The organism is Pseudobutyrivibrio ruminis AD2017 (assembly GCF_000424305.1).
Taxonomy (GTDB): domain Bacteria; phylum Bacillota; class Clostridia; order Lachnospirales; family Lachnospiraceae; genus Pseudobutyrivibrio; species Pseudobutyrivibrio ruminis_B.
This window is the reverse complement of record NZ_AUJQ01000008.1, coordinates 1-22796: the sequence shown is the minus strand read 5'-3', so window position 1 is coordinate 22796 and position 22796 is coordinate 1. Positions and strand designations below refer to the sequence as shown.

The following is a 22796-nucleotide window of genomic DNA, read 5'->3' as shown; positions in this document are numbered from 1 at the left end:
ATTGCCATTAACAGACGAACAAAAACTGGTACGAGATACAAGAAACAAAAACATGCTTGTAAGTGCTGCCGCAGGTAGTGGTAAGACCTTCGTACTGGTTGAACGAATCATATCTGAGATTTTAGATGAAAAAAACGGAATAGATGTGGACAGGATTCTGGTTGTTACCTTTACCACAGCTGCAGCTGGGGAAATGAAGGACAGAATCAGAAAAGCTATTGATACTGCCATTATGAATAATGGTGCCGATGGAAGACTTAGGGCTCAGGCAACACTTATTCATAATGCTCATATTAGAACCATTGATAGTTTCTGTAGCTGGGTGGTTAAAAACTATTTCTATGAAATAGATATGGATCCATCATTTAGAATTGGTGCATCTGGCGAGCTGAAAATGCTTAATGATAATATCTTTTCCGATTTGCTTTCGGAAAAGCTTGAAGAGGGGGATGAGGATTTTAAAAATCTTGCAGATGCCTATATCAGCGGAAGAAGAACAGATACCTTAAGAGATATGGTATTTGAATTACACGCTAAGGCGTTAAGCTTTGCGTGGCCAGATGAATGGTATGACAGCGCCTTAAAGCTATATGATATTTCATCCTTAGAGGAGCTTAATTCATCTGAGCTTATCACAGAAATTTTGAAGCTGACAGACCTGGAATTAAAGGATGTTATTGAAAAAATAGAAAGAATGCTAAGCCTTTATCCAGAGGATTGCGATGCTAAGGAAAAAGGAATTTTCAACTATGAATTAGGTCAGATAAAAGCTATCTATTCAAAGGATACCTATGATGAAAAATATGCTGCCATTTCGGGAGTGGATGTTTCTACCAGATGGGGCACAAAGGGTACCTGCTTAAACGAGGATGATATAAAGCGAGCTAAGGCATTAAGAGGTTCTTATAAAGACATAGTAAAAGATTTAGCTGCTACCTATTATGTTTCAAGCTCCCAGGATATTCTTGATGACCTTATGTATATTGGAAAACAGGCTAAAGCTTTAATCGAATTTGCAAAAGCATACTCCAAGGCTTTGTGGAATGAAAAAACAAAGCGTAATATTTATGACTTTAATGATATTGAGCATATGGCTCTTCGTATTCTTAGAAATGAAGAAAGCCCTGAACATGAAAAGCGTCCTGTGGCAATAGAATTATCAAATCATTTTAAAGAGATAATGGTAGATGAGTACCAGGATTCAAATGAGCTTCAGGAGCAGATTCTAACAGCTATCAGCACAGGTAATAACTATTTTACTGTAGGAGATGTTAAACAGTCTATTTACGCCTTTAGACAGGCCAGTCCTGCACTGTTTATAAACAAGCTTTATAATTATCCAATAGATAAAAATAGCAGTCAGTCATCCATAAGAATCGACCTAGATAAAAACTTCAGAAGTCGATACGAGGTATTGAATTTCTGCAATCAGGTTTTTGCACCTTTGATGCAGATGGATGTTGGTGGAGTAAAGTACGACGAAAAGGCGGCTCTTAAGCTTGGAGATAAAACATTTAAGGGTGAGCCTTCAGACTATGAGGCAGAAGTTTTAATCGCTACTCAAAACGCTGATTCCATGAAGGAGTTAGATATTGATAATGGAGATACTTTAGAAGCTCTTGTTATTGCTAAAAGAATTAAGGAGCTGCTAGCTTCTGATTTCCAGGTTAGCTGTAAGGGCGATGATGGCCGAAGCCTTCGCAAAATGCGTCTTAATGATATTGTCATATTGCTTAGAGGCGTAAAGGGCCATTCAGATAAATATATCGCCGCATTAAAGGACAGTGGAATTCCAGCATATGTTGCTGAAGAAACAGGATTTTTTGATAGAGAAGAAATAGATACAGTGCTATCTATGCTAAGTGTTATTGATAATCCATTTAATGATATACCACTTGCGGCAGTGCTTCATTCAGCCATGTTTTCATTTTCATCTGAAAGACTGGCTAAGATTAGATCAACTAATCCAAACATTCCTCTTTATCAGTGCCTGCTTGATAAATACGAGGTTGATAAGGATGAAGATATAGCACACTTTTTGGAACTGCTAAACAGATTCAGAGATGAAGCAATAGATACGCCAATTCATGAAATCATAGAGCATATATTGGAGGAAACAAAGTATTTAATTTATACAAAATCACTGCCAAATGGAAGAATGGCAGCAGCCAATTTGAACAAGCTTATTGATGAGGCTGTTAGCTTTGAGAGTACCAGCTTCAAAGGACTGTCTAGATTTGTAAGCTACATTGATGGACTTAAGACCTATGACGAAGATTTGGGACTAGCCAAAACAGTATCAGAAAATGATGAAGCTGTTAGAATTATGACTATCCATAAGAGTAAGGGATTGGAATTTCCAGTAGTATTTTTGGCTGGCTGTGGCAAACCATTTAAATCTGATGGAGGCATGTTTGCCTATGACGATAAGCTGGGGCTTGCATTAAACTATCGTAATCCCGATACAAGAATCTCTTATAAAACAGCTGCATATTCAGTTGCAAAATATAGAAGTGATGCAGATGCAAGAGGAGAGTATCTTCGTATCCTTTATGTTGCTCTTACACGTGCTGTGGATAAGCTTATTGTTACAGCTGCTATTAAGCCAACCAAGGATAAATCAGTAATAGACAAGATAGCAGATTTATCTGGCGAATCAGGAATGCTAAGCACATATACAAAGCTTCATGCATCTACAAGCATAGAGCTTATTATCAGGGCTTTAAATGCATCTGGCTATAACTATAAGCGCAGAATTATAGATTGCGAGGAATTGTTTGTAGACGAGGTAGAGCGTTCTGTTAAAAAGGAGCAGGTGAAGGCAGCTATCAGTAATCTTATCGATTCTGTTGCAGGAGATTCTGATAATGAAATCGTAAATACGTTATCATTTACCTATCACGGAATCAGTGAAAGTAAATACAAGAGCAAATATTCAGTTTCAGAAATTAAGCATCAGGCTATGGAGGATGCATTTTCGTTTAATGCAGATGCTGCACCTGCATTTGTCTATGATGAAAAGGAAAGCTATATTCCTATGTTTATGAGAGAGGCAGAAGCTAGTGCTGATTCACTTGAAAGCAAGATTCCTGCAGGTGCTTTATACGGTACTGCCATGCATAGATTCTTAGAGTGCTTTGATTTTTCCAAGGAGGATTTATTAGAATCCTTTGATGAACAGTTAGCTTATATGAAGCAGATTAAGGCATTATCTGAGGATGAATTTACAAGAATAAATGCTTTTAAGCTTAAGAAGTTTTTGAACGATGAAAGTGCAAAGCGTATGGCTTTAGCTGCTAAGGATGGTAAGCTTTACAAAGAAAAACCATTCGTCTTTGGCAGTGATGCTAAGACTCTTTTCAATGATGAGGATGCCACCGATGAAATGATTCTTGTTCAGGGTATTATCGATGTATATTGGGAAGAGGATGATGGAATTGTTCTTTTAGATTATAAGACTGATAGAGTAGACGCTGACAATGATTTAGTGCTAAGATATGAAAGGCAATTAGAGCTATATAAAAATGCAATAGAGGCTTCTTATGGAGTTAAGGTAAAGGAAGTTATTATCTATTCATTTGCTTTAGAAAGGAGTATACCATTATGTACGACAAGCTTACAGTAGAAACATTTTTAGAAAAGCAGCTTCAGCTTTTCCCAGAAAAGGTTGCTGAATCTTACGAGGAGGCTGAAGAGTTTTTAGAGGATGTTTGTGCCACTGTTTGTAAAAATAAAAAAGAGGTAATCGCATACTTAGAGGATGGCATGGATATCGGAGGAATGACTGAAGAAGAGATTCTTTCCAGTGAAGAAGTATTCCCTCTAAAGGACGGCAGATTCCTTATAGTAGAGGGATAGCATGGAATCAAATAATAGAATTAATTCATTGCAGGCCCTGAGAGCTTTGGCATTCATCGGAATATTTATGGTGCATGCTAAGATAGCATGGGGATGGTCCAGACTTGGAGTATCTATTTTTTTTGCTATGTCTGGATTTTTGATGACATATATTTATTGGGATAGAGAAGTGCCAAATGATATAATATCTGCTTTCAAATTTTCTATTTCAAAAATCAAAAAGCTGTATGTGCTTCACATCATCACAATGGTTGCAGTAGTGATGATAGATATATGGATTTATATTAATCGTGGCATTCTTATGGATAGCATCAGGCTGATGATAAAAAATATTGTTTTAAATATATTTTTATTACAATCATGGTATCCTGACAGCACAGTTAACGTTGCATTAAATGGTGTGGCCTGGTATTTATCAGTGGCATTGTTTTTGTACATTATGTTTCCATTTATTCTTAGATGGATGAAGGGTAAAAAGATTTTTATGCTTGTAATGGTGGCAATTATTCTTTTGATATTACAGGTTGCGCTGGCATATCCTGTTGCCGTAAGATTCGGTGGCGAATCAGTTAGATACAGATGGTTTATGTATTGCTTCCCTGTATATAGAATGGGTGATTTTTTTGCTGGCTGTGTACTTGGAAGAATATATATGGTTTCTAAGGATAAATCATTTTTTAACAACACTATCGTATATACCATAATCGAAATCGCATTACTTGCATTTTCAATGTGGTTTTCGTTGTGGCTTGGACAGCCTACAGATGCCCCATTTATCCTTGCAATCAAAAACTGGTCTACAGGTTACATAATTATGGCACTGGCTTGGATTATTGTGTTTACAAAGCGTGAAGGCTTACTTACCAAAGCAGTAGCTAATCCTGTTATGGTAAAGCTTGGAGATCTTAGCCCACAGGCATTTTTAATTCACTATGTTTTGGTTAGATTCGTAAATGCATATATGGGTCTTCATATGATTCCGTTTACGCCATTGTTAACATGGGAATTATTCATAGTAGAATTTATAGGTACCATAATTATTTGCCTTATTTACTCAAAGGTAAAAGAAAGAAGAGGATAAAATGAAGTTATTAAAAAGGTTATGCGCCATCGTATTTACGATATGCATTTGTGTTACCTTTTCAGGTTGTGAAATTAATGGAAAGAGCGTTTATTTCGGAGGCTCCAGCGGAAGAAGTACAGTATTTAAAATAGGAGATATGAAGTGCTCCAAAAAAGAAGCATTGGTATATCTATTAAATGAAAAAAACATTTATGGTTCTGTAAATGGTGTAAACCTATGGTCAAGCGATTTTGATATTTCAACTATGACAGGGTCTATTAAGGATTTAACACTAGAGCATTTAACAAGAGTTTACGTATTAAATCTTTATGCAAATGAAAACGAAATAGAGCTTACAGACCAGGAGAAAAAAGCCTGCGAAGAAGCAGCAGCTACTTACTACAAATCAATGAATTCTAAAGAGCGTTCATTTACTGGAGCACACAAGAAAGATATCGTTAATATGTATATGCGATATGCGCTTGCATCTAAAGTATATGAAAACCTTATGAATTCTGTTGATGATGAAGTATCAGAAGATGAAGCAAGAGTTATGGAAGCATTTGTACTTTTCGTTTCAAGCGAAGAAAAAGCCAAAGAAATTCAGAGCATGATTGACTACGGATATACGTTTGAAAGACTTGCATCATCTTATACAGAATTAGATTATTACCAGGCAACATTTGCAAGAGAAGAGTATTCAAAAGAAATTGATGATGTTGTATTTAACTTGGATACAGATGAGATTTCAGGTGCTATTGAAGCCGATGGTGGATACTACTTTTTCCAGTGTTTAGACAAGTATAACGAAGAGCTTTCTGAAGCCAATAAAGAGGTAATTATTGATAACAGAAGAAAGCAAGTTTTAAGTGATATTGTATCTGATTTAGAGGAAAGATATTTCTCTGATATGAACACAAAATTATGGGATGGAATTGAATTTCCAGAGGACTCTGATGAGCTTACTAATGCATCATTTTTCGAAACATTAAATGATAAATTGAAATAGATTGAATATTATTTTTTGACTGCAAATTTATTAGTTAGTATAAATATTATTTGCAATTTGTACTAAAAAGAAACTATATTTAAAAATTAATTGTTTATTTGGTAGAAAATTATTAGATTACTCTAGTAATTGCAAATGCAAATGGCTATAATAATTTGTAAATAAAAAAAATAATGTTTGCTCATATAGGAGGGTGAAAAAATGGTAACAAACGCAAAAGTCACAGTTGATGATGTAAAGAAGTCAGCTGCAACAGCTGCTAGTACAGTAAAGACAGCTGCAGCAAACGCTACAGTAGCTACAAAGAAAGCTGTAGAGGAAGTTAAGAAGGAAGCAACAGTTGCATCTAAGAAGGCAACAGCTGCAAAGAAGACAGCATCTAAGAAAGCAACAGCTGCTAAAAAGACAGCTACTAAGACAGTTAAGAAGGCAGCAGCAAAGGCTAAGAAGGCAGTTGTAACTACAGCTGTTATTCAGTATCAGGGTAGAGAATTTTCTGAGGCAGATTGCTTAAAGAAAGCACAGGCTCAGTTCAAGAAGGATTACAAGAAGGAAGTTCTTGAAGAGATTAACATCTACATCAAACCAGAGGAAAACAAAATTTATTATGTAGCAAACAAAGACCGTGTAGGTTCTGTAGATCTTTAATTTTTTATTTTGTGTTGGAACGTAAAAAGCTGTATCGTATATACGATACAGCTTATTTTTTTAGTTCTCTTTAATTTCAAATGAATAATCTTTTAGGTTAGCAATAAGCTTGATTGAATGACCATCCTTTTCCCAACCAAGTGTGAGATTAGTTCCATCAGAATTTGCAGTAAAGTTTGAATCAAATCCGAATGCTGGATGAGTATTTCTAAGACGAAGTAATTCTAACTGCTTCTTTACAACATCTTTCTTAAGTGACTCTTCGATGTCAGCCATTGAAAGGTTAGTTCTGTTAATTTCCTTGTGACCACCCTCACCGGCGCGCTTAACTGCTTCGTGATCATTCTTACCAACGAATAAATCTAAATACCAAACCTGAGGCTTACCTGGCATGAACATTTGAATAGCTCTTGCAAGAAGCATCTTCTTATCATCCTCACCAAGTGCGCTGTAGTATGTTGCGTTAACCTGATAGTACATATTCTTAGCACCGTGAAGATCCTTTACGTAACCACCACGACCTACGATTGTATCAATCAAATCCTGAATATCTTTTTCAGGAAGCATTCCCTTTAAATCAAGAAGTGGTATACCATCATGGCAACCTAACATGTTTACAACTCTGATGTTTTTATCTACAAGCTCCTTAGCCCACTTAACAAGTAAGTCAGCTGACTGACGCTCTAATGTGTAGATAAGCAATCCTGGAAGGAAGAAATCGTATGTCATATAACCCTTTGAAGCTATTGTTTCATAGTTGCCTTCTCCATAGCTAGCATGAATTTCTGGAAGAAGAGAAAGGTTATATTTGTCAGCAAGCTGCTTTACCTTTTCAAGTACATCCCATGTATCTGGCTCGTTTAAGAAATTCTTCTTTCCTGGTTCCTTTGGAGCATATGCAAATGCATCAAGACGAACAATTTTTGCACCATAGTTAGAAAGAGTTTTAAGTGTATTATCGTAGTGCTCCCAAACTAAATCAGATTTGATATTTAAATCCATCTGACCTAAATAACGTCTGTTAGATTCAAGATAATCTACAATAACATCCTTGTATTTTGAAAGCTCTTTAAAATCAATATCCTTTGGAGCAATCTTTTCATCTAACGCATCAGAAATAATGTGTGAAAGCTTAACAGCAGTAGAGTACTGCACATCAGCAACCTCCATTAAATCCATTACGTCAGGCTTAAGGTAACGTACCTCCTGATAGAATGTATTCCAATATGGAACATCCTTGCCATCAGGCATACGAACCATAAGAATTGGAAGACCAGGTTTTCTAAAGAACATGTCCTTAATGTATTTTTCATCAGGTTGAATGTAGCCTCCCTCTGTCATTTCGCCGTAGCCATCCCAGAACTTATTCCAGTTGATGAAGAAATCAGCGTATTTAGATTTTTCACCGTTCTTAATTAAATCCTGGAACTGAGGAGAAAGAACAGAAGCGTGGTTTAAGATGAAATCAAGCTTTAAATCAATTCCTAAATCCTCAAGGTGAGATAAATCATCAGGTGCTACAAGCTCTTTATTAAGGCCGTAGTCTATTACAGAAAATCCTCTATCCAAATCTGTATTATAGATACTTGGCAAAATGTAGAAGGACTGGAATGTATCCTTAAATTCTGGCTTGCTAAGTACAGAAATAATATCAGAAAGATTTGCGCCCATGCTATCTGGATAAGCATTAAGCATTGGTCCGTTATCGGTACGTGTGTTACTCATTTGAAAAACTCCTTTATAATTAATCCATTAATTGTTTAAATGTATCAAAGTCGATTAACTCACCAGCTTTTGTGATGATGATTTTAGCCTTGTGAGCCTGATCTTTTAACTTGTTCTGTTCAATCTCAAGTACCATCATAGTAAATGGTGCATCTAATTTGCCATCACGATTACGTGATCTTCTATGCTCTAATGTTTCAGCTGGTGTGCTGTTAAGAAGAACAGGAATGTTAACGTTGTTAAGGTTGTCGCTGTTACCGTGTGTCCACTCAAGGATAAGTACAGATGTCTCAGACATATCTACCTCATCATACCAAAGTGTAGCTTCGTCACGACCCATTCTCTTAAGCCAAAGCTTATCAGCACCATTTAAGAATGCATCAAGAATAGTATCAACCTCGCCAAAGTCAATTTCAGAATTTGTTCCAAGATAGTTTGTTAAAGCTGTCTTACCACCCTTAAGGTAATGTGCAAACCAATCGTACTCGTTTACGTGTGCTTCATTTGCATCATCTTCATCCTTCTGAAGCTTAGAGATTGTCTCGAATACCTTTGCATCACAGATACCAGCATCTGCAAGTGCGCGCATACCGCCTTCTCTGAAAGTGTGAAGACGCTCAGCATCGTTGTACATAGGAATACGGTGAGGGTAGTTGTCACCACTCATTGTGTAGCTTTTAACACCAGCCTGTGTAAGCATATAAGAAAGGATAGAAGCAATTTCGCTCTTTCCAACACCTGAACCGCCGCATACGCATACAGTTGCACGATGATATGGGTTCGCGCTTGCAGCCTTTTGAATTTCTTTTACAAGCTCAGGGAAAATTGTACGAGCCTTTTCAATGTGAGACTCACCAATTTCAATCTTGTCACCTGGCATATCTCCGTTAGGGATATCAGATGGAATATCAAGAGAGCAGATTGAATCAATCTGCTCTGTAAGCTTCTCAATTCTTGCTAAATCAATAGATACTGTTTCATAATTCTTGTTCATAACCTTACCTCTTCTGTGAAAATGATATAAAAATATAAGTATAACTTTGTAAATATGCACATTATTGACAACTTATGCGCATAAGTGATATATTGACATCACAATACAATACAATTCAAATTTTGTAAAGAGGTTTTTTAATGATAACTATTAAAGAGATAGCGCAAAGGCTTAATATGTCTACAACTACGGTATCTAACGTAATTCATGGGAAAGAAGGCGAGGTATCCGAGGAAACTAGAAAAAAGGTGCAGGAATTTTTAAAAGAAGTAGATTATGTTCCAAACATCAACGCCAGAAATCTTGCTCAGAATGAATCTAAGATAATAGGACTTGCTCTTAAGGCCAGAGTAGATAAATACGAGAATCTTATTATGGACCCATTCGTATCAGAGCTTATCGGTGGTATAGAAGAAACAATCAGAAACGCTGGATATTTCATGATGATTTATATATCAAGGGATACAGAAAAGATTATGAGACATGTTTCTACATGGAATGTTGATGGTCTTATCCTGTTTGGTATGTTGGATGATGATGGAGTACGTGTCAGTGAGAAGTATAAGAAGCCTATAGTATGTATAGATACATACAGTATGGAGGGCTTAAAGCATTTTACTAATGTAGGTCTTGATGATTTAGGCGGCACCTATGAAATGGTTAAATATATGATTTCTTGCGGTCACAGGAAAATCGCGTTCCTTTCAGATAACACAAATGGTGTAGATTTGGCCAGATTCCAGGGCTATATCAAGGCTTTAAGAGAAGCCGGCATCCAGTTTGAGCAGGAGGATTTCTTAAAGATCAGACCTGCAAGCGCTGAAATCGAAGAGAGTTTGGATGAAATATGCGAAAAGGCAATGAATTATACTGCAATTATGTGCGTATCAGATCTTTACGCTGTTACCTTAATGTCTGCATTAACAGATAGAGGAATCAGAGTACCAGAAGGAATATCCATAGCTGGATTCGATGATAATATGCTTGGAAGCTTATATCGCCCAGCCCTTACAACTGTGCATCAGGATGTTAAACAGAAGGGTATTATTGCGGCTGAAACACTGCTTAAAAAGGTAGCTGGAGAGGAGACAGAAGCCCAGATTACACTGCCTACAAAGCTTGTTATTAGGGATACTGTAACAAAGCCTAGAAGAATTACACTGTATAAAGGTTCAAAAAATTAAAAAAGTACTTGACCTATCATAACTCATGTGGTATGTTTTACTTATAACAAACTTATGCGCAAAAGTTAAGTGGAATAGAGATTGTGGATTGTGCAATATGCACAACAAAACCTCTCGATATTCTACACACAAAGAAAACGTTTTAACGTATTAGGAGGGAATATTAAATGAAGAAGAAGTTACTTTCTACTCTATTAGTTGGTGCTATGGCAGCAAGCCTTGTAGCTTGTGGACAGCCTAACACAGATCAAGCTAATACAAACACAGCAGATGGCGCTGCTACAGCAGATGGTTCATCAGTTAGACTTCTTAATGGTAAGCCAGAGATTGACTCTCAGCTTCAGGATTTAGCAAAGCTTTACAACGAGGAGACAGGAAACACACTTGTAGTTGAGACAATCGGTGGTGATACAAACGCAGCAGACGAATTAAAGAAAATGTATCAGGCAGACAACATGCCAGATATCTTCGTAATCGAAGCAAACCAGGCAGATACTTGGGATGGAATGCTTGCAGACCTTTCTGGTTCTGCTTGGACAGACAAGACTGAGTTCGAGCTTGAAAACGATAGCATGGGAACAATCGGTTTCCCTTACACAGTTGAGGCAACAGCACTTGGCTACAATGCAGATGTTCTTGAGGCAGCAGGTATTGATCCTTCAACACTTACAAGCCCAGCAGCTTATAAGGAAGCTTTCGAAACACTCGATAGCAAGAAGGATGAGCTTGGAATCAAGGCAGTTCTTGGTTGGTGTGCAGAGCCAGCTAACTTAGGTTGGAGCTCAGGTACACACGTATTTGGTCAGTACTTAGATGCAGGTCTTAAGGCTGATGATACAACATACATCGACCTTTTAAATGATGGCGGACAGATTGATAAGGACAGAATGAAGGACTTCGCTGAGTTCATCGGAATGATGAATCAGTACTCTGATCCTGAACTTTTAGTAGATGGTACATATGATGCACAGGTTGCTGGATTTACAGCTGGCGATTATGCATTCATCACACAGGGTAACTGGTGTGTAACATCTCCTGATGATGTTGATTTTGAATGTGGATTTGCTCCATATGCATTCGAAGATGGCATTGACACAATCATCGCTGGACCACCAAGCTACTGGGTAGCATACAATGATGGTAATGTTGATGGTGCTAAGGAATTCTTTGAGTGGTGCGCAGGAGACTCTGCTCAGAACATCTTAGTAAATGATGCAGGTCTTGTTTCACCATTTGATGATTGCCAGTATGAGGCAGTTAACCCATTCTATAAGAGCATGAAGTCTTACATCGATGCTGGTAAGTTCAGCGGATGGCACACAATGCTTAAGAAGGATGGTCTTCAGAATGTTACTTGCCAGGTGTTTGCTGATTATGCACAGGGCAAACTTGACGCTGATAGTTTCGTATCTACAATTGAAAGCGTAATCAAGGATTATTACGCAAACTAATTGAGATATTATTTGGGGGCAGAGCGTTTTTGCACTGCCCCTATTCTTTTAAAGGGACGTACGAAAGGGGATAATTATGGGCGAGTTCTCGGCAACTAGAAAAGTCTCATCATTCGGCTGCATGATTGCAGGAATCGTGCTTATGCTGGTGGGCCTATATTTAGCAATATCAAAAACAGATGCTCTCGGAATTCGAGGAATGTTACTTATTATTGGGTGTGTTGTATTTTTTGTTGGATTATATTTCTTCCCAACATTAAAGCATCACAGAGGTATTATAAATTTTATGTTTTTGTTCCCGCTGCTGTTTGCTTTTGCGGTAACAGTAATCATCCCACTTATTCTTGGTATAGGATATTCATTTACTGATTGGGATGGTATTAGAATCAGAAACGTTGTAGGTCTTGAAAATTACATTAGAATGTTCAAGCAGCCACAGTTTATCTGGTCAATTTTAGTCACATTTTTGTTCGTAGTATTTAACATTATTTTAGTTAATTTAGTAGCTTTTATGTTGGCTCTTCTTTGCACATCTAAGCTTAAGGGCTTGGGCTTCTTTAGAGCAGCATATTTCTTACCAAACCTTATTGGTGGTATCGTATTAGGTTATATTTGGCAGTTCATTTTCTCAAATGTTGTTACCAAATTTACCACAGCTTTATTTGATTCCAGATATTCAATGCTATCTGAAACAAGAACAGCGTTTATCGGAATCATCATTGTTTACATTTGGCAGTACGCAGGTTATATAATGCTTATTTATATTACAGGTCTTAATACAGTGCCAGGAGATGTTATCGAAGCATCATCTATCGATGGAGCAACACCTATCCAGACACTTTTCCAGATTAAGATTCCTATGATTGCACCAACAATCACAATCTGTACATTCTTAACACTTACAAGTGCATTCAAGCAGTTCGATGTTAACCTTGCTTTAACAAATGGTACAGGCTCTGTTTCAAGCTTCCTTGGAACCTACCTTACAAAGGGTACTCAGATGCTTGCTCTTAACATTTATGACACTGCAGTTATTAACAACGAATATGCATTTGGTGAAGCTAAGGCGGTATTATTCTTCATCATCCTTGCATTTGTATCTATTGTACAGGTACGTATGTCTAACAAGAAGGAGGTAGAATTATAATGAAAATTAAAGAGAAGACCTCCAGGGTTGTTTTAAAGACAGTAGTAGCAATACTTATTGCAGTTTACGTTTTATTTCCATTTTTCCTTGTTGTGATTAACTCATGCAAAACTACAAACGACATCACAGCAAACCCAATCGGATTAAATGGTGTATCTATTTCAAACTTAATTACTAACTTATCAGATGTAATTAACAATACACACTTTATGTTCTGGTCAGCATTTGGCTGTTCAGTAATCATCACAGTATTATCTTTAGTGCTTTTAGCTTTACTTGGAGCTATGGCTGCTTGGGTAATCTGCCGTAACAAGACAAAGTGGTCAGTAGTTATTTACTTTACATTTATTGCATCAATGATTATTCCTTTCCAGGTAGTTATGCTTCCACTTATCTCTACATTCAGAGATGTAGGAAAGTTCATTGGTATCTCTATGCTTCAGTCAATTCCTGGTATCATTTTTGCTTACCTTGGATTTGGTGGCGCTATGACAGTATTCATTCTTAATGGTTTCATTAAGGGTATTCCAATGGAGCTTGAAGAGGCAGCTTCAATCGATGGATGTTCACCAGAGCAGACATTCTTCATTGTAATTTTGCCACTTCTTAAGCCAGTTATTACAACAGTAACTATCTTAAATGGTATGTGGATTTGGAACGATTACCTTCTTCCATCAATGATGCTTGGACAGAATGGTGTAGTAAAGACATTACCAGTTGCAGTACAGGCATTTGTAGGTTCTTACGTTAAGCAGTGGAACTTGATTTTAGCAGCTGCTTTACTTGCAATTGTACCTATTCTTATCTTATTCTTCATTGCTCAGAAGCAGATTATGGAAGGTATGATAGAAGGAGCTGTAAAGGGTTAATATTAGTACTATATAGCCGAGAATTTCATAAAGAATTACCAAAATAGCACTCATTTTATTGAGTGCTATTTTTTTACTTGTAGACATAACTAACATAAGGTATACTATACTACTGATGGTTATACATGTATAACCGCAGTTAGATATAACGAGAGGAGAGTATATGTATGAAACGAAGATTGTTTAGCGTTAGAGTATGTGCTGGCGCTATGGCGCTGGCACTTACCCTTGCGTCTATGCCAGTGAGTATTCTTGCAAATGCCGAAGAGCAAGTGTCCTATAAAGACGGCACTTATTCCGGAAGCGGGCAAGGAAGAAATGGTGAGGTTACACTTTCAGTCACCATTAAAGATGGAAGAGTGGAACAGGTAAAGGAAGAAGCTCAAAAGGAATCTTCATGGGCATGGGACAAGGCCAAAGCTTTACTTGATACTATCAATGAAAAGAAACCATCTTTAGCTGAAATTGATGAGATAGATGGTGTAAGCGGTGCTACCTTAAGTAGCAATGGAATCAAAGCAGCTACTAAGGACGCTTTTTCTAAAGCTGAAGTTAAGGAAAACTCAGAAGATAATCCGGTTGTAGATGAACCGGAAAATCCAGAGAATCCTGAGGAGCCAGAGAAACCAGAAAATCCTAGTGAACCGGAACCACAGGAATCAGAAGAGATTAAAGGTGATGGAACATGGAGCAATCCATATAAGATTGGCAATGTATCTCAACTAAAGAAATTTGCCGAAAATGTAGATAATGGTACTTCTTATTCAGGAGAATATGTTGTATTAACAGCTGATATTGATCTTAGTGGTGAGGAGAATTTTAACACCATTGGTACTGAAGATGGCTTTAGTATATTTGCAGGTACCTTTGACGGTAATGGCTATAGCATTTCTAATATGAAGGTTGATGCTTCTTCAGTAGCAAACGAAGGATTGTTTACAGCTATTAAAGCAAATGCAGTAGTCAAAAATGTAAATATCGTAAATGCGAATTTGAAAGCGTCTGGTGATTATAGTTTAAATATTGGCTTGTTGGCTGGTGATGTAAAAAAGGCTGCAAGCGTAAATAACTGCCATGTTTCAGGAATGATTACAACTGATGGTGAGACACCTGTTACTGCTGGTGGCGTTGTGGGAAACATGATGCTTAAAGCAGAGCTTGCCAACTGCTCATCTGATGTGAAAATCCTAAGCAACCTTAAAGAAGGACAGGCTGCTGATATAGGCGGCGTAGCTGGTCTTACAAAGATGAACGCCAAGGTGCTTAATTCATCTGCTAAGGGAAGTATTACAGCTTCAAATGATACAGTGGCAAATATAGGTGGAATAGTCGGAAATGCCATGGGACACACTGTAAACGTTGTCTCAGCAGTTACTGTTTCTTCTGATGGAAGCAGTGGCAGTATCTGCGGAAAAGCAGATGAGTTTGGAAAGGCATCAAAATATTATTCAACATCTGATATGAAGGCTATGGGTAATGCCAAAGAAGCTGCTGAAAAGGATTTTGATGCATCACTTCTTTGTGCAAATCTTTCTGATTTACATAAGTCTTATGAGACCATTACTTTTAATAAATGGGTAGGTACAGGAACTGATATCCTACCAAAGGGTGATGAGTGGCACGAAACAGCTGTTGATTCATCTATCTTTGATGGCGGTGATGGTTCTAAAGAAAATCCGTATAAGATTGCTAATGCTAATCAGCTTTTGGCATTTGCAAAATCACTTAATGCAGAGCTTTTATATGATAATAAATATGTAGAGCTGACAGCTGATATCGATGTTTCAGATGTAGCTAATTTTGAGCCAATTGGTGGTAGCCAGTTCGCTTTTAACGGTACCTTCGATGGCAAGGGACATGTAATTAATGGTCTTACAGAAGGTACTAAGGAAAATCCTCGAAAGCTTAGCAAAAATCTTGAGGATTTCTCAAACGCTATTGGCCTTTTTGGTAATCTTGGAGTGGATGCATGTGTTAAGAATCTTCATCTTACAAATGTAGCTATTTATGTATACAGAGAGGATGCTTCCTTTGTAGGTGGTATAGCAGGATACATGCAGGGACTTAGCGATGGAAGCTCCTTCAAGGGTGCTGTGATAGACAGCTGTAGTGTAACAGGTGTTATTGAATCTACCACACATGAAAAGAATGCTTACGTAGGAGGTATTGCAGCCAGACAGTATAAAGGGGCAATCATTAACTGCTATTCCGAGGTAGCTCTTAAATCAACAGTAGAGTATGGGGAATCTATTGCATCTTGCGGTGGTATCACAGGTATGACAAACAGAGGCCTTGTGGCAAACTGTTATTCAAGGGGCAGCTATTTTGGTAGCATGGCCAGAGATATAGAAAATGAAATTGAAGGTATGTCTGCAGTAGGTTCCATTGTTGGTGTTGATGCAGGTGATGTGGTTAATTGCTATTGCGATGGTGATACAGTTTCAGAACATTACAGTATCTACACTGGTGCAGTTACTGGATGGGTTACTGGAATTGGTAAGGCATATCAGAGCTATTACAATAAGAATAGAACAATGACAATCGCTGGCAGAAAGGAAGCTGAGGTTCAGGCTTACGGTACAAAAACCGTTGGCGGTGTAAACGAAGAAGGCGAAGCCTACGAGGGTGGAGTTGTTGCAAATCTTTTTGGCTTCGATGCTGATAGCTACCATCAACTTCCAGAAAAACTAAATGCTAATTTTGATAGCTTTGGAATCAATCTTTCTAAATATGGTTTGGGCTCAGACTCACTTAAGAAGTGGGGTTATGTTGATGGTGAGGTAAAGCTGTTAGATGAATATGCAGTTGTTACCTACGTTCAGCCAGAAGAAGAGAAGGTACCAGTTGCCGAGATTATAATGATGGATGGTGTTTGGTACGGACGAGATAGAGAAGGCAAGACAACAGTTAAGATTACCGTTAAGGATAATGAAATCGTAGCAGAGGAAATTCTTAAGGGTAGCAAGGAAGACGAAAGCTATGAAAAAGCCCTTGCTATAGCAAAGGATAAAGCAGTTTATGGTGATGATACAGCTTATGGAAAGGCTGATACAAGCATCTTCGATGGCGGAAAGGGAACTAAGGAAAGTCCATATCTTATTTCTAATGAAAAGCAGCTTAGATATTTAGCAGAAGCCATAAATGCAGATGAAACCTGGGAGAATGTTTATTTTAAGCAGACAGGAGATATCACACTTTCAAGCGAGAACTGGAAACCAATCGGCTTTGCAATCAAGGCAAAAATAAAGGGTGACCCAGTTTTATATAGTGCTTATCCGTTTAGAGGTCATTTTGATGGAGGTAATCATGTAATCTCTGGACTTACTATTGGAAGCAAGCTTGAGCCAGCTCACATGTACACTGCCGCAATGTTTGGCTTTATCGGTGGTGATTATGAGTCAAATCTTACCTATGGGGATGATACCCTGAAGGCAGAAATTTCTGGTGTTAAGCTTCGCGACATTTATATTAATAATGAAGTGCCTTTTGATACTTATACTGCAGGTCTTGTAGGCACGGGACAAAATGGTGTGTTCGTCGACAACTGTTCAGTAACAGGAAAGCTTTCTGTTAAGGCTGATGATATTGCATCTCGAGGCGCAGGACTTGCAGCCAGCATGCTTAGAGGACAGGTTACAAACTGTTATACAGATGTAGCGATCAGTGCCATTACAGAGGATGGTGATGTTTACGCAGGCGGAATGTTCGCAGTGACAAATCGTATAAACGTATTAAACTGTTATACTCTTGGAAATGTGTATGGTACGGCTAATACAAATAATAAGGTTCACATCGGTGGCTTTACAGGTATGGCTGGTGCCTTCCAGTACAACTGTTTTGCAATGGGAAATGTTACATCAAATCGCCCAACAGTAGATATTGGTGTTATGGATGGAAGAATTGCAAATATTGCCTACGATAGAAATTGCTATTTTAATAGTGATGCAAAGCTTGTAGAAAATGGTGTAACCATTGATTCTGTATATACTGGGGCTGATGGAACAGGCTCAAGCAAGGATGTTACTTTTGGTAAGACTTCCTCAGAAATTGCTTCAAAGGAATTTGCTGCACTTTTAAATAGTAATGTTAAGAATGTAGTATCTGAGCTTGAGGCGGCAGATGAAGAGCTTGGTGGAATTATGAGTATCTATTACACAGGTGGTGAGGCAGGCTTGCTTAAGTGGAAGACAGGTCCAGCTTATGATGTAAATGCTCATACGGAATATACTCACGCGACTGCTCCTTCAAAAACTGAAAGTCATGATTACAGCACCACAGCCACAGTTACAGCTTCAAATAGCACTACAGTGGCTGATACTAAAACTCCACTTGCTTTAAACGAAAGTGTTAAGACACCAGCAGTGACTAATAGCAATAAGAAGGCTAAAGCTGTAAAAAATGGTTCTAAAAGAGCTGTTGAAGAGAGCGTAAATGAGAAGGACGAAGAGCCTTCAGAAGCTACAGAAGAACAAGTAGAAGCTGAAGATATTTCTAATGATGAGTCTTCAGAGGAAACTATCACAGAAGAGGAAACACCAAAAGCAATTGATGGTACAGAAAATGATGCAATGTCATCACCTGCTTTAGTAGTGATAGTGGTATTTATTGTGGCTGTCCTTGCCGGAATTCTCATGTATATAAGAAGAGATTTACTGAAAAAATAATGAATAAAATTTTATTAGCACTCATTCACAATGAGTGCTAATTTTTTATTGACTTTGAGTTTTTCCAGTATTATCATATCTTTTAGTAAGACAAGTGCTGTAATTAACAAGCTATAATATTTCTTAAGCGAAGCATTCTTCAGCTGAGCGTTGAAATATTATGCTTGTTAATGTAACAGCACTTAAGATATAGAAGGAGTGAGGACAATGAGTAACAAAAAAGGTAGTTTATCAATTACAAGTGAAAATATTTTTCCAGTGATTAAGAAGTGGTTATATTCTGATCACGACATTTTTTATAGAGAGCTTATTTCAAATGGCTGTGATGCCATCACAAAGCTTAAGAAGTTAGACATGATGGGAGAGTATTCCCTTCCACTTGATTATAAGGCAAAGATTCAGGTTATCGTAAGTCCTGAGGACAAGACACTTACATTCATCGATAATGGTCTTGGTATGACATCTGATGAAGTAGACGAATACATTAACCAGATTGCATTCTCTGGTGCAACAGATTTCCTTGAGAAGTACAAGGATAAGGCTGACAGCGATCAGATTATCGGACACTTCGGTCTTGGTTTCTATTCAGCATTCATGGTAGCTGACGAGGTTCACATCGATACACTTTCATATAAGGATGGCGCTACAGCTGTTCACTGGGAGTGCGATGGCGGCACAGAATTTGAAATGGGCGATGGTGATTGGGACCAGGTTGGTACTAAGATTACATTGTTCTTAAATGAGGATTGCTTAGAGTTCGCTAACGAATACAGAGCTCGTGAAGTTATCGAAAAGTACTGCTCATTTATGCCAACAGAAATCTTCCTTTCAAAGAAGGATGCTCCAGAAGAATATGAGACAATCGATGCTGCTGATAAGCGTGATACAGATAAGGTTATCGAAGAGATTCATGAGGATGCTAAATTCGAAGAGAAGGAAAAGGAAGACGGCACCAAGGAGAAGGTAGAGGTTTCTCCTGCAAAGGATAAGCTTAAGATTGTTAAGCGTCCAGTTGCTCTTAATGAGACACATCCACTTTGGACAAAGAACCCAGCTGAATGTACAGAGGATGAATATAAGGCATTTTATCGTGACGTATTCCATGATTACAAGGAGCCACTTTTCTGGATTCACCTTAACATGGATTACCCATTCAACCTTAAGGGTATTTTATACTTCCCTAAGATTAATACAGAGTATGATTCAATCGAAGGTACAATCAAGCTTTACAACAACCAGGTATTCATCGCTGATAACATTAAAGAGGTTATCCCTGAGTTCTTAATGCTTCTTAAGGGTGTAATTGATTGTCCAGACCTTCCACTTAACGTATCACGTTCTGCACTTCAGAATGATGGCTTCGTTACAAAGATTTCTGAGTACATCACAAAGAAGGTAGCTGATAAGCTTACTGGAATGTGCAAGACAGATAAGGAATCATATGAGAAATACTGGGATGACATCGCTCCATTCATCAAGTTTGGTTGCTTAAAGGATAACAAGTTCTGCGATAAGATGAACGATTACATCTTATTCAAGGACATTAACGATAAATACATCACACTTCCAGAGCTTCTTGTTAAGGAAGAATCTGATGAAAAGGCTACAGATGAAAATGGCGAAAAGGTTGAGGCAGAGGTTGTTGATGAGAACAAGTCTGCTGATGAGACTAAGGAGCCAGAGGATAACAGAAAGACAGTTTACTATGTAACTGATATGAACCAGCAGGGACAGTACGTAAACATGTTCAAAGAGCAGGGCATGAATGCAGTAATTCTTGACCATGCAATTGATACTTCATTCATTACACAGCTTGAGCAGCGTAATGAAAACTACAAGTTCTGTCGTATCGATGCTGATGTTACTGATTCAATGGTTGAAGAGACATCAGAAGATGAGCTTAAGACAGAGACAGAAACTCTTACAGAGGTATTTAGAAAAGCTCTTAACAACGAAGGACTAGAGGTTAAGGTAGAGAAGTTTAAGAACAAAGACCTTTCATCTATGCTTACAGTATCAGAAGAAAGCCGTCGTATGCAGGATATGATGAAGATGTACGCTATGGGCGGCATGGACATGGGAATGTTTGGTTCTGCATCAGAGACATTGGTTCTTAATGCTAACAACGACCTTGTTAACTACATCCTTAATAACAAGGATTCTGAGAATGCTCCTATATTTGCAGCACAGCTTTATGACCTTGCTAAGCTTGCAAATGCACCACTTGCACCAGAAGCAATGACAGAATTCGTAGCTAGATCAAATAAAATCATGATGTTACTTGCAAAATAAACTTGCAAGAAAAGATAGCGGCAGACGGAAACGTCTGCCGTTTTTTGATATTACAAGAAACGATGTGTATATTATCTTGCTATTGTAAGCTTATGTGATGATTATGTGAAAAATATATTGAAAAACGATGTCCAATCCGTTATCATCGTAATTAGATAGTGATATTTTTATGGGGGTAGTTATGGCAAATTCTAGTACAAAAAAATGGTGGAAGAATGCGATAATTTATCAAATCTATCCACGTTCTTATTGCGACAGCAATGGGGATGGTATAGGTGATATCCCTGGGATTATTTCTAAACTTCATACTTTCAAAGAGTTTGGTGTTGATGCTATCTGGCTAGGCCCGGTATTTGCAAGCCCCAACTTTTCGAATGGATATGACATTTCTGACTACAAAAGTATCAATCCTGATTTCGGCACCATGGAGGACATGGAAAAGCTTATCAGCCGTGCCAAAAGACTCGGAATTAAAATCATCATGGACTTGGTTATTAATAATACCTCTGACGAGCATGTTTGGTTTAAAAAGGCTCTTGAGGGTGACCCAAAGTACAGGCAGTACTATTACTTTAGAGAGGGCAGAGGGCATAAACTGCCTAATAACTGGAACTCTTTAAATGGTGGCAAAGCCTGGACCAAAACAAAAAATGGAGATTATTATCTTCATTTGTATGGAGAAAAGCAGCCTGATTTAAACTGGAGCAATCCTGATGTTTTTAATGAAATCGCTGATGTAATGCGCTTTTGGCTGGATAAGGGTATTGCTGGATTCAGATGTGATGCAATCAATATTATCCACAAGGACACTTTAGAGGACGGAAAGCTTCATTTATCTTATACGGGAAAGGAGCATTATCTAAATAGCCAGGGCTGTCATGACCTCCTGAACAGATTAAATCAGGAGGTATGGAGCAAATATAAATCATTTATCGTAGGCGATACTGTATTTGTTACTCCTGAGGATGCAAAGCTACTTAGTGATGAAAACAGAAAGGAAATGGATGCTATTCTTTCCTTTGAACACAAATCTGAAGAAAATAAGGTTGCTTGGGGCATCAATAAATTCTGCCAGCCATATAAGTTCATTAGAACTCTGGATAAATGGCAGGAAGCACTGGAAGTTCCTGCAAATTACATGGAAAACTATGACTACAAAAGCATTGTAAAGAGCAATGGCAGATACAGTGAAAAGACAGCCAAGCTGTTATGTGGCATCAATCTTTCGCTGAAAGGGGTTGCTTTCATTAATGCAATTGCCGAGAGAAATGATAAGAATGATATCCTAAGCTTTTATAAGAGAATGATAGAATTTAGAAAGGGCTCTCAGGCTTTGGCTGAGGGAACCTATAGAAGAGTAGCATCACCATCAGATGTCTACGTATTCACCCGCGAATCTATCGACGAAAGACTCTATGTGTATTGCAATCTCACTCCATTTAACCGTTCCGTGGAATTCTACGGTGACCGCATAGTCCTGGCCAACTACGAGGAAGAGGAACGTGAAAATCGATACCTAAAACCCTACGAATTCCGCATCGTAGCATCTAACATATAACGTAAAAGCCAGCTCCGAAGAGCTGGCTTCAGAGTGTAGACAAAGTGTCGCGGCTTTCGTCGCGACCTTTTCTTTTTAATAAGGAGGAACTGGAGTCAGCGGACTCCAGTTCTTTCATTTTTAGGCTAACTAAAAGCTGAGAAATCCTTGATTTTCCAAGCTTTCTCACCTCTTTTTTGGTATAATAAATGTATCAAAACAAGGGGTTAGAATAATGATTACAGAACAAAATGAGAAGGCTAGAAAGCAGATTGAATTTGTATGTACTGATGACTTGGTTCCCCAGGATCATCTTCTAAGAATCATAGATAAAGCCATTGATTGGTCTTTTATT

General features: G+C 37.9%; 14 protein-coding genes. 12 read left to right on the top strand and 2 right to left on the bottom strand.

Annotated features, from left to right (window positions below; translation table 11 throughout):
- Nucleotide 1 precedes the first annotated feature (1 nt).
- The 5 genes from addA to G611_RS14195 all read left to right on the top strand — a co-directional run bounded on the left by addA (nt 2) and on the right by G611_RS14195 (nt 6578).
- A complete protein-coding gene (gene addA, locus G611_RS0106740; protein WP_028242970.1) occupies nt 2-3625 on the top strand; it encodes a helicase-exonuclease AddAB subunit AddA in 3624 nt (1207 codons plus the stop codon).
- The gene (locus G611_RS0106735; RefSeq protein ID WP_028242969.1) at nt 3604-3858 is read left to right on the top strand and encodes a hypothetical protein; all 255 of its coding nucleotides are present in this window, start codon (nt 3604-3606) and stop codon (nt 3856-3858) included. The genes addA and G611_RS0106735 overlap by 22 nt, the downstream gene beginning before the upstream one ends.
- A gap of 1 nt (nt 3859) precedes the next feature.
- On the top strand, nt 3860-4939 hold the full coding sequence (locus tag G611_RS0106730) for an acyltransferase family protein (RefSeq protein ID WP_028242968.1): 1080 nt from the start codon (nt 3860-3862) through the stop codon (nt 4937-4939).
- Nucleotide 4940: 1 nt separating this feature from the next.
- Nucleotides 4941-5930 (top strand): peptidylprolyl isomerase, encoded by a 990-nt coding sequence (locus tag G611_RS0106725; protein WP_051195139.1) that lies wholly within the window; start codon nt 4941-4943, stop codon nt 5928-5930.
- Nucleotides 5931-6131: 201 nt separating this feature from the next.
- Nucleotides 6132-6578 carry a DUF6465 family protein gene (locus tag G611_RS14195; protein ID WP_051195138.1) on the top strand — a complete coding sequence of 149 codons (447 nt, stop codon included), beginning with the start codon at nt 6132-6134 and terminating at the stop codon, nt 6576-6578.
- 60 nt (nt 6579-6638) lie between these two features.
- Here the strand turns inward: G611_RS14195 and G611_RS0106715 are convergent, their stop codons facing one another.
- Both G611_RS0106715 and G611_RS0106710 read right to left on the bottom strand, forming a co-directional pair.
- On the bottom strand, nt 6639-8303 hold the full coding sequence (locus tag G611_RS0106715) for a glycosidase (RefSeq protein ID WP_028242966.1): 1665 nt from the start codon (nt 8301-8303) through the stop codon (nt 6639-6641).
- Between the two features lie 19 nt (nt 8304-8322).
- Nucleotides 8323-9297, bottom strand: coding sequence for an adenylyl-sulfate kinase (locus G611_RS0106710; RefSeq protein WP_051195137.1), 975 nt, complete (start codon nt 9295-9297; stop codon nt 8323-8325).
- Nucleotides 9298-9437: 140 nt separating this feature from the next.
- Here G611_RS0106710 and G611_RS14190 point away from each other — a divergent pair, with 140 nt between their 5' ends.
- The 7 genes from G611_RS14190 (at nt 9438) to G611_RS14180 (ending at nt 22462) form a co-directional block, all read left to right on the top strand.
- Nucleotides 9438-10481, top strand: a complete 1044-nt coding sequence (locus G611_RS14190) for a LacI family DNA-binding transcriptional regulator (RefSeq protein WP_036948524.1) — start codon at nt 9438-9440, stop codon at nt 10479-10481.
- A 167-nt stretch (nt 10482-10648) separates the two neighbouring features.
- On the top strand, nt 10649-11932 hold the full coding sequence (locus G611_RS0106700) for an ABC transporter substrate-binding protein (RefSeq protein WP_028242964.1): 1284 nt from the start codon (nt 10649-10651) through the stop codon (nt 11930-11932).
- A gap of 76 nt (nt 11933-12008) precedes the next feature.
- The gene (locus G611_RS0106695) at nt 12009-13079 is read left to right on the top strand and encodes a carbohydrate ABC transporter permease (RefSeq protein WP_028242963.1); all 1071 of its coding nucleotides are present in this window, start codon (nt 12009-12011) and stop codon (nt 13077-13079) included.
- Nucleotides 13079-13948 carry a carbohydrate ABC transporter permease gene (locus G611_RS0106690; protein ID WP_028242962.1) on the top strand — a complete coding sequence of 290 codons (870 nt, stop codon included), beginning with the start codon at nt 13079-13081 and terminating at the stop codon, nt 13946-13948. Before G611_RS0106695 ends, G611_RS0106690 begins: the two co-directional genes overlap by 1 nt.
- A 167-nt stretch (nt 13949-14115) precedes the next feature.
- Nucleotides 14116-18612: an FMN-binding protein gene (locus G611_RS14185; protein ID WP_036948520.1), complete on the top strand. Its 4497-nt coding sequence runs from the start codon at nt 14116-14118 to the stop codon at nt 18610-18612.
- 207 nt (nt 18613-18819) lie between these two features.
- Nucleotides 18820-20904, top strand: coding sequence for a molecular chaperone HtpG (gene htpG / locus G611_RS0106680; RefSeq protein WP_028242961.1), 2085 nt, complete (start codon nt 18820-18822; stop codon nt 20902-20904).
- A 181-nt stretch (nt 20905-21085) separates the two neighbouring features.
- Nucleotides 21086-22462, top strand: coding sequence for an alpha-amylase family glycosyl hydrolase (locus tag G611_RS14180; RefSeq protein ID WP_051195136.1), 1377 nt, complete (start codon nt 21086-21088; stop codon nt 22460-22462).
- Nucleotides 22463-22796: the final 334 nt, after the last annotated feature.

What these genes read in the sequence shown, in the direction of transcription:
- G611_RS0106735 (WP_028242969.1), top strand. Translation starts at nt 3,604, where the DNA reads ATGTACGACAAGCTTACAGTAGAAACATTTTTAGAAAAGCAGCTTCAG.
- G611_RS0106730 (WP_028242968.1), top strand. Translation starts at nt 3,860, where the DNA reads ATGGAATCAAATAATAGAATTAATTCATTGCAGGCCCTGAGAGCTTTG.
- G611_RS0106725 (WP_051195139.1), top strand. Translation starts at nt 4,941, where the DNA reads ATGAAGTTATTAAAAAGGTTATGCGCCATCGTATTTACGATATGCATT.
- G611_RS14195 (WP_051195138.1), top strand. Translation starts at nt 6,132, where the DNA reads ATGGTAACAAACGCAAAAGTCACAGTTGATGATGTAAAGAAGTCAGCT.
- G611_RS0106715 (WP_028242966.1), bottom strand. Translation starts at nt 8,303, where the DNA reads ATGAGTAACACACGTACCGATAACGGACCAATGCTTAATGCTTATCCA.
- G611_RS0106710 (WP_051195137.1), bottom strand. Translation starts at nt 9,297, where the DNA reads ATGAACAAGAATTATGAAACAGTATCTATTGATTTAGCAAGAATTGAG.
- G611_RS14190 (WP_036948524.1), top strand. Translation starts at nt 9,438, where the DNA reads ATGATAACTATTAAAGAGATAGCGCAAAGGCTTAATATGTCTACAACT.
- G611_RS0106700 (WP_028242964.1), top strand. Translation starts at nt 10,649, where the DNA reads ATGAAGAAGAAGTTACTTTCTACTCTATTAGTTGGTGCTATGGCAGCA.
- G611_RS0106695 (WP_028242963.1), top strand. Translation starts at nt 12,009, where the DNA reads ATGGGCGAGTTCTCGGCAACTAGAAAAGTCTCATCATTCGGCTGCATG.
- G611_RS0106690 (WP_028242962.1), top strand. Translation starts at nt 13,079, where the DNA reads ATGAAAATTAAAGAGAAGACCTCCAGGGTTGTTTTAAAGACAGTAGTA.
- G611_RS14185 (WP_036948520.1), top strand. Translation starts at nt 14,116, where the DNA reads ATGAAACGAAGATTGTTTAGCGTTAGAGTATGTGCTGGCGCTATGGCG.
- htpG (WP_028242961.1), top strand. Translation starts at nt 18,820, where the DNA reads ATGAGTAACAAAAAAGGTAGTTTATCAATTACAAGTGAAAATATTTTT.
- G611_RS14180 (WP_051195136.1), top strand. Translation starts at nt 21,086, where the DNA reads ATGGCAAATTCTAGTACAAAAAAATGGTGGAAGAATGCGATAATTTAT.